This is a genomic window from Ktedonobacterales bacterium (assembly GCA_036557285.1).
Lineage (GTDB): Bacteria > Chloroflexota > Ktedonobacteria > Ktedonobacterales > DATBGS01 > DATBHW01.
The window spans coordinates 20,750-35,826 of record DATBHW010000014.1 but is presented as its reverse complement, the minus strand read 5'-3'; the positions used below and the strand labels follow the sequence as shown (position 1 = coordinate 35,826).

Annotated in this window: 14 protein-coding genes; 6 read left to right on the top strand and 8 right to left on the bottom strand. The window is 60.4% G+C overall.

Annotated features, from left to right (window positions below; translation table 11 throughout):
- Positions 1 to 2: 2 nt before the first annotated feature.
- Positions 3 to 479: an SRPBCC family protein gene (locus tag VH599_05255; GenBank protein ID HEY7347705.1), complete on the top strand. Its 477-nt coding sequence runs from the start codon at positions 3 to 5 to the stop codon at positions 477 to 479.
- On the opposite strand, the gene VH599_05250 is transcribed toward VH599_05255, so the two are convergent.
- The 3 genes from VH599_05250 to VH599_05240 all read right to left on the bottom strand — a co-directional run bounded on the left by VH599_05250 (position 446) and on the right by VH599_05240 (position 2,973).
- On the bottom strand, positions 446 to 1,132 hold the full coding sequence (locus tag VH599_05250; GenBank protein HEY7347704.1) for a histidine phosphatase family protein: 687 nt from the start codon (positions 1,130 to 1,132) through the stop codon (positions 446 to 448). The genes VH599_05255 and VH599_05250 overlap by 34 nt on opposite strands.
- Positions 1,129 to 2,049 (bottom strand): diacylglycerol kinase family protein, encoded by a 921-nt coding sequence (locus VH599_05245; GenBank protein HEY7347703.1) that lies wholly within the window; start codon positions 2,047 to 2,049, stop codon positions 1,129 to 1,131. The genes VH599_05250 and VH599_05245 overlap by 4 nt, the downstream gene beginning before the upstream one ends.
- Positions 2,050 to 2,142: 93 nt before the next feature.
- The gene (locus VH599_05240) at positions 2,143 to 2,973 is read right to left on the bottom strand and encodes an SDR family oxidoreductase (GenBank protein ID HEY7347702.1); all 831 of its coding nucleotides are present in this window, start codon (positions 2,971 to 2,973) and stop codon (positions 2,143 to 2,145) included.
- A gap of 463 nt (positions 2,974 to 3,436) precedes the next feature.
- Between VH599_05240 and serS the strand changes: the two genes are divergently transcribed.
- The 4 genes from serS to VH599_05220 all read left to right on the top strand — a co-directional run bounded on the left by serS (position 3,437) and on the right by VH599_05220 (position 7,480).
- On the top strand, positions 3,437 to 4,711 hold the full coding sequence (gene serS / locus VH599_05235; GenBank protein HEY7347701.1) for a serine--tRNA ligase: 1,275 nt from the start codon (positions 3,437 to 3,439) through the stop codon (positions 4,709 to 4,711).
- Positions 4,712 to 4,779: 68 nt separating this feature from the next.
- Positions 4,780 to 5,787, top strand: a complete 1,008-nt coding sequence (locus tag VH599_05230) for a metallopeptidase family protein (protein HEY7347700.1) — start codon at positions 4,780 to 4,782, stop codon at positions 5,785 to 5,787.
- 220 nt (positions 5,788 to 6,007) lie between these two features.
- Positions 6,008 to 6,712: a sigma-70 family RNA polymerase sigma factor gene (locus VH599_05225; GenBank protein HEY7347699.1), complete on the top strand. Its 705-nt coding sequence runs from the start codon at positions 6,008 to 6,010 to the stop codon at positions 6,710 to 6,712.
- Positions 6,713 to 6,751: 39 nt separating this feature from the next.
- Positions 6,752 to 7,480 carry a zf-HC2 domain-containing protein gene (locus VH599_05220; GenBank protein ID HEY7347698.1) on the top strand — a complete coding sequence of 243 codons (729 nt, stop codon included), beginning with the start codon at positions 6,752 to 6,754 and terminating at the stop codon, positions 7,478 to 7,480.
- A 4-nt stretch (positions 7,481 to 7,484) separates the two neighbouring features.
- On the opposite strand, the gene VH599_05215 is transcribed toward VH599_05220, so the two are convergent.
- Positions 7,485 to 8,066 (bottom strand): TlpA disulfide reductase family protein, encoded by a 582-nt coding sequence (locus tag VH599_05215; GenBank protein HEY7347697.1) that lies wholly within the window; start codon positions 8,064 to 8,066, stop codon positions 7,485 to 7,487.
- A gap of 214 nt (positions 8,067 to 8,280) precedes the next feature.
- On the opposite strand from VH599_05215, the gene VH599_05210 reads away from it, so the two are divergent.
- Positions 8,281 to 9,204 carry a hypothetical protein gene (locus tag VH599_05210; protein HEY7347696.1) on the top strand — a complete coding sequence of 308 codons (924 nt, stop codon included), beginning with the start codon at positions 8,281 to 8,283 and terminating at the stop codon, positions 9,202 to 9,204.
- Here VH599_05210 and VH599_05205 read toward each other — a convergent pair.
- The 4 genes from VH599_05205 to hemC all read right to left on the bottom strand — a co-directional run bounded on the left by VH599_05205 (position 9,201) and on the right by hemC (position 14,732).
- Positions 9,201 to 11,543, bottom strand: a complete 2,343-nt coding sequence (locus VH599_05205) for a hypothetical protein (GenBank protein HEY7347695.1) — start codon at positions 11,541 to 11,543, stop codon at positions 9,201 to 9,203. The genes VH599_05210 and VH599_05205 overlap by 4 nt on opposite strands.
- Positions 11,544 to 11,765: 222 nt before the next feature.
- Positions 11,766 to 12,530, bottom strand: coding sequence for a hypothetical protein (locus VH599_05200; GenBank protein HEY7347694.1), 765 nt, complete (start codon positions 12,528 to 12,530; stop codon positions 11,766 to 11,768).
- Positions 12,527 to 13,648 carry a uroporphyrinogen-III synthase gene (locus tag VH599_05195; GenBank protein ID HEY7347693.1) on the bottom strand — a complete coding sequence of 374 codons (1,122 nt, stop codon included), beginning with the start codon at positions 13,646 to 13,648 and terminating at the stop codon, positions 12,527 to 12,529. The genes VH599_05200 and VH599_05195 overlap by 4 nt, the downstream gene beginning before the upstream one ends.
- A 13-nt stretch (positions 13,649 to 13,661) precedes the next feature.
- Positions 13,662 to 14,732, bottom strand: coding sequence for a hydroxymethylbilane synthase (gene hemC / locus VH599_05190; protein HEY7347692.1), 1,071 nt, complete (start codon positions 14,730 to 14,732; stop codon positions 13,662 to 13,664).
- Positions 14,733 to 15,077 lie beyond the last annotated feature (345 nt).

Here is a 15,077-nt window from a genome sequence, read left to right as displayed (position 1 = left end):
CCATGCATACCGTTGATACAATTGCCATTGCCAGCACACCAGATGTCGTTTATCGCCTGGCAGCAGATGTAGAGCGATGGCCGGAAATCCTGCCGCACTACCGCTGGGTGTACGTTTTAGAGACACGCGGGCCAGATGAATGTATTGTGGAAATGGCCGCCCGGCGTGATCGCATTCCCGTCTGGTGGCGCTCCATTCAGCGATGTTATCCAGCAGAACACCGCATCGTCTACAAGCATATTGGCGGCGCAACGACCGGCATGGACGTGGAGTGGACAATTGTACCCACCAGCGGCGGCGCCCGCGCGCGTATCACTCACGACATCCTCTTGCCCTGGCCGATCATCGGGCCACTGGCCGCCTGGGTCATGTGCGATGCGTTCGTGTCCTACATCGCCAGCCAGACCCTGCGTGGCATCGCCGCCGCCGCCGAGGAGTTACAAAGTCATTCAGCTTCAAGGGTCTCAACATCATGCTGAGCATGCGCCGCCCTATCTGCCAGATGCGCGCTAATGATCTGGCTGAACCATAACCCTTCCGAATTAAAGCGGAGCTTGATCATCGCGGTATTAGGCACAGTGAACAGAGGCCCTATCGCGCTAAATTGCCGCATCCGTTCAGCGTTGACCTCGAACGAGCCAGTAAACAACACCCAGAACATCACCCGCATAAAGGCCCCATGACCGAAAACTGCCACGAAGCCCTGCTCCTGCTGCCGCAGCCGTTCTAATGTCGCTTGTATACGCTGCACCAGATCGGCAAAGGACTCTGCCCCCTCCCCTCCTCGATAGAACGGATCGCAGCGACGCCAGTAGGCTTCAGCCGTCGGCTTCCGCTGCTGGAGAGTCGTGAGTTGCCCACGAAAGCGGGCCAGATACGTAAACTCATGTACCGGCCACACCTCCTGGCGCACACCAGGAAACCGCTCAACCGTCGCTTGCGCCGTTTCCTGGCTCCGCCTATACACCGAAGTCACCACCAGGGACGGCGGCCCAAGAAACACCTGGGCCAGCCGCCGCGCCTGCTCAATACCTTTAGGAGTGAGCGACGTAAGCGCCGTATCCTTGATCGCCAATCCGGCGTTACTCTCGCTCTCCGCGTGCCTGATAAACCAGACAAGAAGCTCGCTCATGTCTTTGACACGCGCACTTGCAGAGCGCCTAGCAGCGCCTTTGCCTCGAAACGCGAAGCTTTGATGACCTCGCCATCCAGGTGAGCAAAGACCGGCTCCTGGCTCTCCAGCACAATGGAACGCACACGGCGCATATGCACTTCGGGCTGACTGGCATGCTGCCCTTTATTGACCATACCCAGCAAACGCAACGCTCGCAGCTTGGAGGGCTTCACAATCATGCAAACATCGAACAGGCCATCATGTATATCCGCCTGCGGATTGATACGGAAGCCTCCGCCATAGGTTGGCCCCACGCTGACGGCTGAGAGAGCATAGAGCCGCCCGTCCGTCTCTTCCTCATCAGGATAAATCTTCAGCCAGGGACAGCGATCATAGTGAAAGATAATTTCGCGCAGACTGGCGGCCCAATAGAGCGTTGGCCCCTGGAGGAAAGCAAAGCGCTTCAGTTCATCAGCCGCTGCGGCGATATTCGCATCAATTCCAATGCCCAGCGAGTTCACGAAGTAGCGCCCGTTGACCACCCCAACATCCACCGCTGTAATCTCGCCCGCCAGCGCCACCTCCAGCGCCTCGGCGGGATCACGCGGCAGTTTGAGCGTATTCCAGGCGTAGTCATTGCCGTTACCAGCCGCGACCAGCCCCAGCGGCACTGCTGCCGGTTGCTGCGCAGAAAGGATGCCATTGGCCGCCTCGGCCAGTGTCCCATCGCCGCCAACCACAACGACGGGCCGACCACTTTGCGCTGCCTCGCGCGCGATGTGCTCGCCATGATGCGGGCGCTCCGTCAGGGCCAGTTCACCACGCCCGCCAGCCAAAGCGCGCTCCACCAGTGGGCGGATGCGCGTGGCGCGCCCGTGATTCGCCGCCGGATTCAGAATGACCACCGCCTGGGATGCCTGTGGTGACATAGCCATTGCACACCTTCCTCATGGCACCGTTGCCTGAGCATTCCTTCAGGGTCAGTGCCCGATTTCCACCGCTTCCTCAGCGCTGAATCTTGCTCCGGCTCACATTCTGTGCCCGCCCCCAACATGGAGACACTGCCCGGTGAGCCAGCGTGCCTGCTCCGACGCCAGAAACACGATCACATCAGCCACATCTTCAGGCTGGCCCACACGCCCCAGAGGAATACTGGGAACGATGCTCGTCTCCATTTCCGGGGTCATCCAGCCCGTCTGGATTGGCCCCGGCGAAACGATGTTGACAGTGATGCCATAACCGCTTAGCTCCCTGGCTGACGAACGACTATATGCTTCCAGCGCCGCTTTGCTCGCGCCATAGGAAACCTCCTGTGGAAAGCAATACGCGCCATCGGTACTGATATTGATAATCCGTCCCCAGGTCGCGCCACGCGCTACATGACGGCGGGCATACTCAGCCATCATCAAAGCCACTGCCCGGCTGTTCACCGCGAAATGCCGATCATGGCTCGCGGCAGTTATGGTGTACAGAGGGCGCTTGAAGCGATCAAGCGCCTCCTCTGGCAAAGGAGCAAACGTATCTTTTGGCGCGCCGCCAACCGCCGCGTTATTGACCAGCGCCTCTACTGGCCCAAACGCCGCTTCGGCCTGATCAAATAACTGCGGAACAACCGCAGGGCCGGCAAGATCAGCTTCCCACGCCTCGGCCTGACCACCCCGCGCCCGAATTGCCTGGACAACTCCAGCGGCGTCCAGCGCCCGCTGGGCAGCGCCGGACTCATCGCTGAGCGGAAGCCGCAAATAGTGAACAAACACGCTAGCCCCCTGGGCAGCAAGCGCCCTGGCCGTCGCCGCGCCAATGCCATGATTCGCGCCCGTCACCAACGCCACCTTGCCTTGCAATCCGGTGTCGATCATCGCCGCGCTCCTCTTAAGCAGGAAACCAACATGGGGGAAGCAATCGGTAAGTTCTTGCCGCCAAGTATACGCTGACAACCCTGGCAATGCAAGCGTGGCTATGCTATACTAAGATCGCATTGATCGAGATAAGTACGCCAGGCCAGCCATCAGAGAACTGCGGGAAGGTGCGACGCAGCGACAGGCGCGGCAGAAATCCCCTCGTGAGCAGCCCGCCCAACGGCCAGAACGCTCTGGCCCAGTAAGACGAGCCGGTCAGCCCTCGTTAGCAGGCGCATAAGACAACCGCCAGCCAGCCACAGGCGCTTGTAGAGCTATCTGGCCGGTTGTGAACAAAGGTGGCACCACGGCATCCGCTGTCCGTCCTTGGGATGGGCGGCGTTTTTTTGTGGTTTTTCCTGGTGAACCCCAAACACGTACCTTCTCAATTAACCTGTAACCGCTCAAAGGAGGGTGAGTCACTATGCTTGATCTGGCATTCATTCGCGCCAACCCCGATGTCGTCAAAGACGCGGCGCGGCGCAAGCGCGTTGACACCGACATTGACGCGCTGCTGGCGCTGGACGCGCGCGTGCAGGACGTGCGCCACGAAACCGAGATGCGCCGCGCCGCGCAAAACCGTCTCTCAAAGCAGATGCGCGAGGTGGGCAGCGACAAGGCCGCCCGCGAGCAATTGATTGCCGAGGGCCGCGCAGAGGCTGTCGCGCTCAAAGAACTGGAGCCGCGCCTGCGCGAACTGGAGGCGCAGCTTCAGGAACAACTGCTGCTCGTCCCTAATATCCCCGATGCCAGCGTTCCCGATGGCCGCGACGAAGACGATAACATCGAAATCAAACGCTGGGGCGAGCCGACGCGCTTCGATTTCGAGCCGTTGGATCACGTCACGTTGATGCAGCGGCTCGATCTGCTGGACCTGGAGCGTGGGGCAAAGGTTGCGGGCAGCCGCAGCTATGTCCTCAAGAACGACGCCGCGCGGCTGGAATTGGCGCTGATGATGTTTGCGCTGGACCGCATCAGCCGCAAGGGCTTTACTCCGCTGACCGTACCCGCAATGGCGAAAGAGTTCTGCTTCATTGGCAACGCCCAGTTCCCGCGTGGCCGCGAGCAAGTCTACGCGCTGGAAAAAGATGAACTTTTCCTGGTTGGCACCGCTGAAGTCAGCATCACCGGCATGTTCGCTAACGAGATTCTGCCTGGCAATGAACTGCCCCGGCGCTTTGTGGCTTATTCGCCCTGTTTCCGGCGCGAGGCTGGCACGTATGGCAAAGACACGCGCGGCATCTTGCGCGTTCACCAGTTCAGCAAAGTCGAGCAATATGTCATCTGCCGCAACGACCACGAAGAATCGGTGCGCTGGCACGAAGCCCTGCTGGCAAACGCCGAAGAACTAACTCAGGCGCTCGAACTCCCCTATCACGTCGTCGTCGTCTGTACCGGCGACCTGGGCGATGGGCAGGTCAAGAAGTACGACATCGAGTGCTGGCTGCCTTCAGAGGGGCGCTACCGCGAGACGCACTCGTGTTCATACTTTCACGACTACCAGGCCCGCCGCGCCAACATTCGCTACCGCGACCAGGACGGGACGGTGCGTTATGTCCATACGTTGAACAACACCGCGCTGGCCTCAACACGGACCATCATCGCCTTGCTGGAAACACACCAGCAGGCCGACGGCACAGTGCGCATTCCCGCCGCGCTTCAGCCCTATATGGGTGGACAGCAGTGTATCGGGAAATAGCCCGCGCCGCTCTGGTACAATACAGATAGGGCAAGATACAGCGGAGAAATCAGGCCAGGAGGCGCAGCATGCCTGAACTGGAGCCGGACGACGAACAACACGATTACTATGAAGTCCTGGGGATAGCTGAAGAAGCCGACGAGGAAGAGATTCGCCATCGCTATTACACGCTGGCAAAAAAATGGCATCCAGATCGCTTCCTCCACGCCGCCGAGAAAGAGCGCCTGCTGGCCGAGCGCCGTATGAAGCAGCTTACCCGCGCCTATCACGTGCTGGGCAACTCCACGCTGCGGCTCCAGTACGACGAGCGGCGTACCCTAGTGGGGGTTATTGACAATGACGGACATACCTGGCGTCCAATGCCAGGTATGTACCACTCCTCGATAGTACCCCCAGGCTTTGCCGCGCCTGCCCCATCAATCATCCAAAATGAGGATAAGAACGGCGCTGGCTTCTTCTTTGCCCTCCTGTGCTTTCTAATCGCGCTCGGCTGCCTGGGGCTGCTGCTGGGCCGCCAGCCCGGCATGCTCACTGGCTCGTTCTTGCTCATCGGGCTACTGATCTTTGGCATCGTGGGTCTGCTGTTTCTGCAAGAGGACAGCCCTCTCAACCGCCTGGTCAACTCCTGGATGGAGAGCGAGCCGAAACCATTCCGCCAGGCGCGCGAAAAGGCCGAACAAGCCAGAGTGCGTGAAGAAGATGAGAAGTCTGATGAGGTACAAAGCGCCTTCGAGGCGCTGGTGGAGGAAGCACTGGAAACCCTTCCCGACGAGTTTCAGGAGCAGATGCAGAACGTGGTCGTGCTGGTGGAACAAGAGCCAGACGAAGAAACGCTGGAGCGTGTCGGCGTCAAAGAGGGGCACATCTTGCTCGGACTCTATCAGGGCGTGCCGCTCACCGTGCAGGGCATTGCTGGCGGTGGTTTGGAGCACATCACTATCTTTCAGCAGGCTATCGAAACCTATTGCCAGGGTGATCCCGACCGCATCCGCGATCAGGTGCGCAGAACCGTCCTGCACGAACTGGCGCACCACTTCGGCATTGACCATGACGAAATGCCCATCTGGGTCAAATGAGCCAGGAAAGCGGCGCTTCCCTTCAGCCACATTCGCTGCCAGAACAGCCTGTAGTCATTGTGGCTTGCTTTGTAGTAAAACGGACTTCCTCAAACGTCTTTTGGAGAGAATGATAGCAGCAATTGCTCGTTCATCGCAGGAAGCCTCCGCCTCCTCTACCAAAGAGCGGCCAGAACTGGTACACTACGAGCGCACAATTGCAGGATGAGGAAGTAGCCACATGAGCTTTGGCAAAGGCGCCCAGGGCAGCAACGGGAATATGGAACAGCCTTTCCCTCAGCGCCCGGAAGATTCAGGCGACGCGGAGGCGCTCTTCATTGCGCGCAGCCGTCGCGGGGATACCGCTGCCTTTGATCAGTTGATCCTCCTCCATCAACAGGCCGTTTACACCCTCGCCTACCGCATGCTTGGCGACCCGGACAACGCCGCTGATGTCACCCAGGAGGCGCTCTTCTCCGCCTATCGAGCCATTGCCAGCTTTCGCGGCGGCTCATTTCGCTCCTGGCTGCTGCGTATCGCCAGCAACGCCTGCTGCGATTATTGGCGGCGCAGCCGACGGCATCCGGGCGATTCCCTGGAGGCGCTCAGCGGACAAAGCGAGGGACACGACGAAGGACTGGCGCAGCAATTCGCCGCCGATGAGCGCTGGAACCCTGAGACGCTGGCCCTGCGCGTCGAGTTGCAGGAACTGATTCAGGAAGGACTGGTCTACCTGCCTCTGGAACAGCGCCTGGCAGTCATCTTGAGCGACATTCAGGGGCTTTCTTACGAGGAGATCGCCAGCGCCACCGGCGCCTCACTGGGAACCGTAAAATCGCGGATTGCGCGGGGCCGGGCGCAGTTGCGCGACTACCTGCAACGGCATGTGGAACTTTTGCCGCGCAACTACCGTTTAAGAGAAGAGAAGGGCCGGGAAACCGGCTAACCACACGCTGTTTGCAAAGAACGCTGGGGAGAGACCACGTTGGGGTATCTGGAACACGATTGGGACCGACAGCGCGAGCAGCTTTCGGCGCTGTTGGACAATGAACTGGCGGAACAGGATCGCGCTGAACTGGAGGCGCATCTGCAAACCTGCGCCAATTGTCGCGCCGAACTGGCGAGCCTGCGGCGCGGCAGGGCGCTCGTGCGCGCGCTCCCCCAGCCAGCTCTCCCCCGCAGCTTTGCCCTTCTTCCCGAAGCATCACGGGCGCAAGCCATGCCTCAGCAAGCCGCCTCAACGCCACGTCTGGCCTCTGGCTCAGAGCGCAGGCCCGCCAGGGTCACGCCTGCCAGGATTACGAACCGGCGCCGCCCGGTGCGGGCGCTGCAATGGTTCAGCACAATCGCTGCTGTACTGGGCATTGCCCTCTTGCTCTCCAGCGTCTTCTCAAGTCCATCGTTCAGGAATGCATCAACCGCTGCAAACACCTCTCAAGCGCCAGAGAGCGCTGGTCAATTAGGAAACTCCTCAACCCCATCGCCTCGCACCCCCAACACACAGCCAAGCGTAGGCACGCCGGTCCTGGCACAGGAGACGCCAACCGCCACGCCAGAGAGGGATGCGAAGCAGCCAAACTCGGACAAAGCGACAGACGCTTCTTCCCACCCATCCTCCGGGCCACTTATCTCTCTCACCAGCGTGGGAGTCATTCTGCTGCTGCTGAGCGTTTGCGGCTTCGTCGTAGCCTGGGTGATACGCCGTCGCCTGTAACGCTCTACGCGCTGATACTCTGATAATCCGCTTGCAGCGTATCGGGATTCAACTCCTGATTGAAGACGGCGCGCACAATCCCCTGCTTATCCACAAAATAAGTGCGCGGGAGCGACACCGGCTTATAGCTGGAGTCAGAGTTAAACTCATATCGCGGGTCGGAGAGAACCTGATACGTAATCTTATACCGCTGGGCGTAATCATTGATCGTAGCCATTGGCTCGCCCTCGTTGATGCCCAGAATCACCAGACCCTCCGCCTGATGCTCCTGATAAAAACTATTGAGCAAGGGCATTTCATCCTGGCAGGGCTGGCAATAGCTGGCCCAGAAGTTAATAATCACCGGATGCCCGCGAAAGCTGCTCAGCGTCACCGGATGCCCATCAACACCCGTAAGCGTGAAATCAGGCGCTGCCTGCCCAATGCCAATGCCACCAACTGGCGCGGTATCTTTGCTGGGCTGAAACAAAAGCCAGGCGAATCCACCTACCAATACGATGAGCAGAACCAATCCACCAAAAAAGAGCGCCCGCCCGCTGATGGGCAAAAAGCCACGACGCTTTGGCGCTTGAACGTCTGTTGACATAGATCATTCCTTGCCGCTATCTCTTAATGATCGCCTGTGAATAATTGTATGTGCAATTCTTTCAACAGAAAAGTATAGCGAAGTAGAAAGCACAGGTCAAATCAACCCGGCAAAGTAACCGGCTTGCAGATACCACGGGCGCTACCAGAACCAACACCTATTCAAGGGGATGTGATACTATTTCTGAACGAGATACGCGATAGAGGAGTCCTTTATGGCCCACTGGAGCGCCATACCCTTGCTCACTACTGCCGCAGGCAGTTACCCACCAGGCGACCTTCCCCCGAAGCGGGCGGTCCAGCGCGCCGTAGAAGACCAGATTGCAGCGGGCATTGACCTGATTAGCGATGGGCAGGTTCGCGCCGACATCATCAGCCTCTTTGCCGCTGGCATCCCTGGTTTTCGGCAGGCCCCAGATGGCGTCTGGGAACTGGAAGCGCCCCCGGACCTGCCCAGCGAACCCCTGGTCGCTGGCGATTATTTGCTGGCGCGCCTGCTGGCAAGGGGCCGAGCAACCGTCAAAGGGGTCATCACCGGACCTGTTACGCTGGCGCTCTCTACACGCCTGACGCCTGGCACTCCCTACAACGGAAACAGCGACCGGCAACTCCTCTTGCGCCTGGCAGGTATTCTGGCCCGCGAAGCAGCGGCGCTCGTAGCGGCAGGGGCAGAGATCGTGCAAATAGATGAGCCAATGTTGCCGGGCGCTATCCACAATGGGCTGGAGATCGATCTGGCGGAACAGGCGCTGCGCGAGGTGACGGCCATCATTCCGTTCCCCATGCTGCATATCTGCGCCGATGTGCGCCCCATCACCTATGAACTGCTCGCCATGCCTATTGCCGCGCTCAATGTCGCGGGTTCGCAAATTGACACGCTGAGCGCCATCGAGGCCGACGACCTGGAGAGTGCTGGCTTCCGACTCGTCTATGGCTGTGTCAACACCCAGGCCCCAGCGCCAGAGGCACGCCAGGTCATCCAGACACGTATCGAGCGAGCCGTTAATCGGCTTGGGGCTGAGCGGCTCTGGCTCTCGCCCGATTGTGGGCTGCGCCTGCACAGCCGCGAAGACGCCCAGGAGATACTCAGCGAACTCGCCGATGCCGCGCAAGCCGTTCGCGCGCGTCTGGACGCCTAATCCTCCCCCTCCTCTCTGAGCGTGTCAGCGCGCTCCTTGCGCGCGGCCTGAAAAGCACTGGCCGGAATCGTTTTGCTCGCCTGCTGCACCTGCGTCGCCGACTGCGTAACAGCATCTAGCGCGGTTCGCAGCCAGGCAGCCATCATGTCAACGCGCCGCGTATTCGGCATACCCTGCAACATCGCGCGCAGCTTAAAGGTCAGTGTGCGCGCGTTACGCTCTTGCTGGGTTGCCTCGCCAGCCATAGTGGAAAGCACTCCGACCAGTTCGCGCAGTTGTCCCACATTCCAGGCCGGTTCTTGAACCTGGGCCTCGGCTTCAGCAGCCTCACGGTCTACATCGGCCAGCGTCAGTTTTTTGTTTTCATCAACAGCCAGGTCAGCGGCGCCGCCAACGGCTGCGGCATCGTCAACGGCTGCCTCTGCTTCGGCATTCCCAGGAGACTCCCCTTCGGCCTGCTCAAGAATCGCCGCAGCAGCAGGCGGCTGAGTCTCTCCTTCTGCCGCTGCCACATCATCAGCCTCCTGTTCTGTTTCAAGCTTCGACTCCTCGCCAGCCGCAGAAGCTTCTTGCGACGCCTCTTCTCCATCTGCGGTTGGCTGCGCTGCCTGTTCTGCTGGTTGAGAGGCTGGCTCCTCCGACTGAGGCGCTTTTTCTCCCTCCGCTTGCTTTATATCTGCCTGCGCTTCCGGCAGCGCAGCTTGCTCCTCAACCGGAGGCACTTCTGGCTCAGCGGGCGCTTCTGGCTCAGATGAGGCTTCTTGCTGCGCAGTGGCTGCCTCTTGCGAAGCAGCAGGCTCGGCCATGCTGTTTGCCAGGGCTGCGCGCCGCTCCATTTCATCAGCCAGGCTCAAGGCCGAAGTCCCTACACGCTGATTGAGATTCTCTTCCACTGGCTTCAGATCAACCCCTGCTGGAGCAGCGGTCAGCAGCAATTGCTCGGCCTGGGTTGCAAACTCCACCTGGCGCTGGGCGCTGTTCATGATATTATCGGCGGCGATCACCAGCGCATCCACGCTGCGTAAATGCTCTTGCAGCACTTCAGCCACCGGCAAGAGTCCATCCTGACAGCGACCAACCGTTGCCATCAGTGCCGCCGTCGATTGCTGCACCCGTGCCAGGCGCTGATTGACATTGGTTTGCATCTGTTTAATAGCGATAGAAAGGCCGTCAAGCGCCGTACCTGTCAGCACCGGGAGTCGGCCCAGGCTGTCCTGGCCGACGCGCCCGGCCAGTTCAGCCAGTCCGGCAACGGCAGTCTCCATCCGTTCGCGCTCATGCTCGCCATGCACAAAGCTTTCGACACGCTCCAACATCAGATTCAGACTCACCGCCAGCGGCAGCAGATCGCCTTCTACATGGGCGCGCGCCGAATAATCCCCCGCAGCCACGCGCGCGTGCGTTTGCTGGATGATCGCCAGGCCAGCCTCCAGGTGACGCTTTTTCTCAGCCGTCTCGCGTAAACGCTTATGTAGACGCTTGTTGCTAATTTGCAGCCCGGAGACATAGGTAATCAGATGCACGCTTTCTTGCATCTGCCGCCCGAAAAGCCAGGCCACCACACCTACACAAACCTGAACCAGCACCAGATAAATCAGCGAGAGATAACGCCCCTGCGCGGTGAAAACCGCCCCAAGCGAAGTGGAGGGATGAAAGAGCAGCAAGACAATAGCTGTGAAGAGCGCGGAAATGATGGAGAGAATTAAGGCCGTCTCAGGTGAGAAAAGAATGCCGCCGCTCAGAATCACCAGAAGAAAGAGCAGTGAAATATGCAGCGTCTCCAGCGAGAGCAGATGGGCAGCACTCAAGAGCAAATCCAGTACCACCAGCGCCCCACCGCCAACCACCAGCAAATAGCTGGCTTCAGCAATTCTCCCCATCCAGTTCAAGAGCCAGACAATGCCGAAGAACGCCAGCCCGCCCAGCGCCACCAGCACTCCGGCAAGCTGGAAATGGCCGAAGAGATAGCCAGGCAAAACCGCAAGCAGGATCACCGCCTGCGCCGCCAGCAAGACCGTCACCAACCGGGCGCGCTGGCGCTCCTGCTCGGCAAAATTGAGCAGCGCGCGCCTCAATAAGCTGGAGACACCAGCGCGCAACGCGGCAGTATCACCCGAAAGCTTCGTTTGATCACCCGAAATCTGGGATTTCCAAAGGGGCTGGAGTGCTTCCTCCTCCAGAAGTTCCTCAGCCTCCGCCTCTTCTTCTCCACCCACCCCTGGCTCTCTCATTCCCTGCTCTGGAGTCAATCCAGCGGCCTTGCCAGCCGACGCCTCTCTTCCTGCTCGAATCTGCGGCAGGCGAATGATCGGCGTTACCTTCGGTTCTTGCTCTGCCATAGCCATCTTCTCTTTCTGCTGAAATAAAGCAGCGATTGCAGACGCAGATCAAGCATACCACTACCCGGTCGCTTTCTGTCCTGAGTTTCGTTGCGCGCCCACCTCCGCAAAACCTATGCCGAAGAAGCAGCCTATCAAGACAAGCTCGGCAGGCGCTTGGCGGAAGGCAAAGCAAGGCGCTTGAGAGGAGAGGTAAGAAGAAGAGGTGATGCGTTGTCCTGGCTAGCTCTTAGTCTGGGCGCTGGCGCGCTGGCGCAGGATCACGTTGGTAAAGGGTACGCGAAATACACTAAATATCTCGATACTGACCAGGAAGCCCGCCAGAATAAAAGCCGCGCCAATCAATTGCCCCAGGAAGAAGCCGCTGGTAAAACCCAGCCGGACTAATCCGGTAAGGATAGTTGGGGCCAGCGCGCCAATGGCAATCAGTACGTTGGAGAGAACCCGATAGGGCATGATGCGCTTGCGCCAGAAGACCCACGCCGTCCAGAGCGCGCCGCCAAAGAGAAACGCCGCGCCGCTGATATTCATGATCGGCGCCAGGATTTCTATATCCAGCGGCATAATAGTGAAGTTGGAGACATCAACCACCTGCTGAGGTGTAGAGCTAAGCAGCTTGTGAAGATTCTCAGCGGAGATCGACGCCGTAAAGACGCGCGCCGCGCCATAAATAGTCGCCAGCGCCAGAACAGCCATAATTACATGCGCCACGCGGCGCGGCAGCATCAGATATGCCGTACCCATGCCAAGATAAGCGGCAACCAGCAGGCCGCCAAAGAAGTACCACGCGCGATAAATCCCCAGGTTCCAATGACCCTCAGCCGCGCCGACAGCCTCAACGGCAGCAGCAATGCCATAGGCCACCAGGCCAAGCAGCCAGAGCAGCTTATAGGCTTTGGGGCGATGGAGGTACTGATCGAGGACAAAGATAGCGGCAATCAAGCTCAGCACAGCCGTGAGCGTGGCAAGTACCCCATCAGCACTCATACATGTGTCTCCTTAGATCGATGCGCCGCCCTTTGCGCCTGGGGAGCCGCAAAATACGAGACAATCGCCCGCGTCAGGCCAGGCATCGTATATTCTTCAGCAACAATCTGTGGCACCAGGCCAGCCTCGCGCGCGGTCTGCGCCGTGATGGGGCCGATGCAGGCCACCGCCACACCGCTCAGCGCATCCGCCAGACTCAGCCCATGCAGCGCCGCCAGAAAGCCGCGCACCGTAGACGAACTGGTGAAGGTGATCGCAGCGGGGCGCGCTGCCAGGGCTGCTATCACCGTCTGCGCATCCAGAGGCCGCGCCACCGTTCGATAGGCGGCAATCTCCTCTACCTCAGCGCCCAGGCGGCGCAGTTCAACCACCAGCGCCTCGCGGGCAATATCGGCGCGTGGCAGTAAGATACGCTGCCCGACCACATCACCGATGCCCGCGATGATCGCCTCGGCCACATACTCATCAGGCACGAAATCGGGGCTTACCCCGGAATTACGCAGCGCCTCCGCCGTCGCCGGACCAATCGCGCCCAGCCGCACGCCCTTGAGCGCCCGCCAGTCCATCTCGGCCCGATGCAGCCGCTCGACGAACGCCCGCACGCCATTCACGCTGGTAAAGATCACCCAATGATAACGCTCGATGCGCCCAATGGCTCGATCAAACGCGGCAGTATCGGCGGCAGGCTCGATGCTGATCGCCGAGAGCGTCGTTACTTCTGCCCCCTCCGCTTCCAGCAGCGCGCGAAGCCCCTCCGCCTGCTCTGCGGCGCGTGTGATCAGGATGCGTTTTCCCACAAGCGGGCGCAGATCGACCCGGCGCAGCCTGGCGCCCTCGCCCACAATCAGCATGACGGGCGGCGTGATCCCGGCGGCCTCCGCGCGGGCAGCAATATGGGCAAGCGTCCCAGCTATATATTCCTGCCGCATCATCGCTCCCCAGCGGATAACGGCAGCGGGCGTCTCTGGCGCTCGCCCCCGTCGGGTCAGTTCCGCGACGGCCCCAGAGAGCGTCCCTCTGTCCACCAGCAAGAGCAGAGAATCAGCAGTTGTTGGCAGGTTCTCCCAGGCAAGAGGAGCCTTTGCCTCAGTTGGTTCTGGACGGCTGCGGGCCATCATATGCCTCGTTTTCCTATTCGCTGCCTACCGGACGAGCGCGGCTCTCGGCCAGAAGTTCACCCGCGCCCGCAGCCAGAAGCGCCTGCGCCACCGAGCGGCCCAACTCCTCTGGAGCATCCAGCGGGCCACGCGCCTCGCGGCGCAGCAGATGCGCGCCATCAGGGCTGGCGACCATCGCGCGCAGCCAGAGGTATTCGCTGCCCGCCTCGCCCTCAACCGAGGTATAGACACCGATGGGAACCTGGCAGCCACCGCCAAGCGTATCCAGCAGCGCCCGCTCCGCAGATACTGCCCGGCGCGTTGGCCCGTGATCGGCTGCCGCCACCAGGCGCACCAGGCGCTCATCAGCCGCGCGCACCTCCACAGCCAGCGCGCCCTGTCCGGCAGCCGGAAGCATCACCTCCAGCGACAGATACTCCGTGATCCACTCGGACAGCCCCAGACGCGCCAGACCAGCAGCAGCCAGGATAATCGCATCGGGGCCATCAGACGCCAGCGCCTTGCGCAGGCGTGTATCTATATTGCCGCGAATCTCCACGATCTGGAGATCAGGCCGCCGATGCAGGATTTGCGCCCGGCGGCGCAAGCTGCTGGTTGCCACTCGCGCTCCTGGCGGAAGTTGCTCAAGCGTGCAGCCATGACGCGAAACCAGCACATCGCGCGCATCGGCCCGTTCTGTGATGGCGGCAAGGGTCAGGCCAGCGGAAAGCTGCCCCGGCAAATCCTTCAGGCTATGCACAGCGGCATCAATCGGCTGGCGTGTCTCTGTCACCCGTCGCTCATGCTCCACCAGCAGATGATCGTTCAGCGGCTCGACAGCTATATCCAATTGCCCGGCCAGGAGCGCCTGCTCCAGTTCGGCCACAAACAGACCCTTATCCCCAAGCTGGGCCAGCGGAATCGCCAGCGCCTGAGTTTTGTCGCCCTGGGTTTTGATCGTCTGGACAGCGAAGCGCACAGCAGGATGCTCCGCCCGGAGCAGGCCAATGACCGCTTCCGTTTGCCACATCGCCAGCGCGCTGCCACGCGTCCCTACGATAACCTCAAGACCCTCCCCAGGGTCTGATAACATATTGCCTGCCATAATGCGATGCTCCTGGTAGCGCCCTTGCAACCAGTTGCAGAAAACAGTGCAAGGCCATACCCTCTCAGTCTCTAAAACGCCACTCTATTATAGCAAATTCTTATCCATCGTGCAGGCAGCGAGCGTCTGCGCAGCTTCCACCATAGAGGTTCCACCAATGATCGGGGGTCACTGGTAGCGCCGCCTTCCAGGCGGCCACCGCTGCGCCCTGGCGAGCGTTCGCCCTCCAGGCCAGCGGACCAGCAGGCCACCGCTGGCCGCCAAGAAGGGACGCGCGAGCGACCAACGGGAGCGAGGACCTCTCGCTCGACGAGGCATAGCCGAGGCAAGCGGCCCTTCCCGAAG

Bases quoted from the DNA above. Each gene is read 5' to 3' on its own strand.
- VH599_05255 (HEY7347705.1), top strand. From the start codon at position 3: ATGCATACCGTTGATACAATTGCCATTGCCAGCACACCAGATGTCGTT.
- VH599_05250 (HEY7347704.1), bottom strand. From the start codon at position 1,132: ATGAGCGAGCTTCTTGTCTGGTTTATCAGGCACGCGGAGAGCGAGAGT.
- VH599_05245 (HEY7347703.1), bottom strand. From the start codon at position 2,049: ATGGCTATGTCACCACAGGCATCCCAGGCGGTGGTCATTCTGAATCCG.
- VH599_05240 (HEY7347702.1), bottom strand. From the start codon at position 2,973: ATGATCGACACCGGATTGCAAGGCAAGGTGGCGTTGGTGACGGGCGCG.
- serS (HEY7347701.1), top strand. From the start codon at position 3,437: ATGCTTGATCTGGCATTCATTCGCGCCAACCCCGATGTCGTCAAAGAC.
- VH599_05230 (HEY7347700.1), top strand. From the start codon at position 4,780: ATGCCTGAACTGGAGCCGGACGACGAACAACACGATTACTATGAAGTC.
- VH599_05225 (HEY7347699.1), top strand. From the start codon at position 6,008: ATGAGCTTTGGCAAAGGCGCCCAGGGCAGCAACGGGAATATGGAACAG.
- VH599_05215 (HEY7347697.1), bottom strand. From the start codon at position 8,066: ATGTCAACAGACGTTCAAGCGCCAAAGCGTCGTGGCTTTTTGCCCATC.
- VH599_05210 (HEY7347696.1), top strand. From the start codon at position 8,281: ATGGCCCACTGGAGCGCCATACCCTTGCTCACTACTGCCGCAGGCAGT.
- VH599_05205 (HEY7347695.1), bottom strand. From the start codon at position 11,543: ATGGCAGAGCAAGAACCGAAGGTAACGCCGATCATTCGCCTGCCGCAG.
- VH599_05200 (HEY7347694.1), bottom strand. From the start codon at position 12,530: ATGAGTGCTGATGGGGTACTTGCCACGCTCACGGCTGTGCTGAGCTTG.
- VH599_05195 (HEY7347693.1), bottom strand. From the start codon at position 13,648: ATGATGGCCCGCAGCCGTCCAGAACCAACTGAGGCAAAGGCTCCTCTT.
- hemC (HEY7347692.1), bottom strand. From the start codon at position 14,732: ATGGCAGGCAATATGTTATCAGACCCTGGGGAGGGTCTTGAGGTTATC.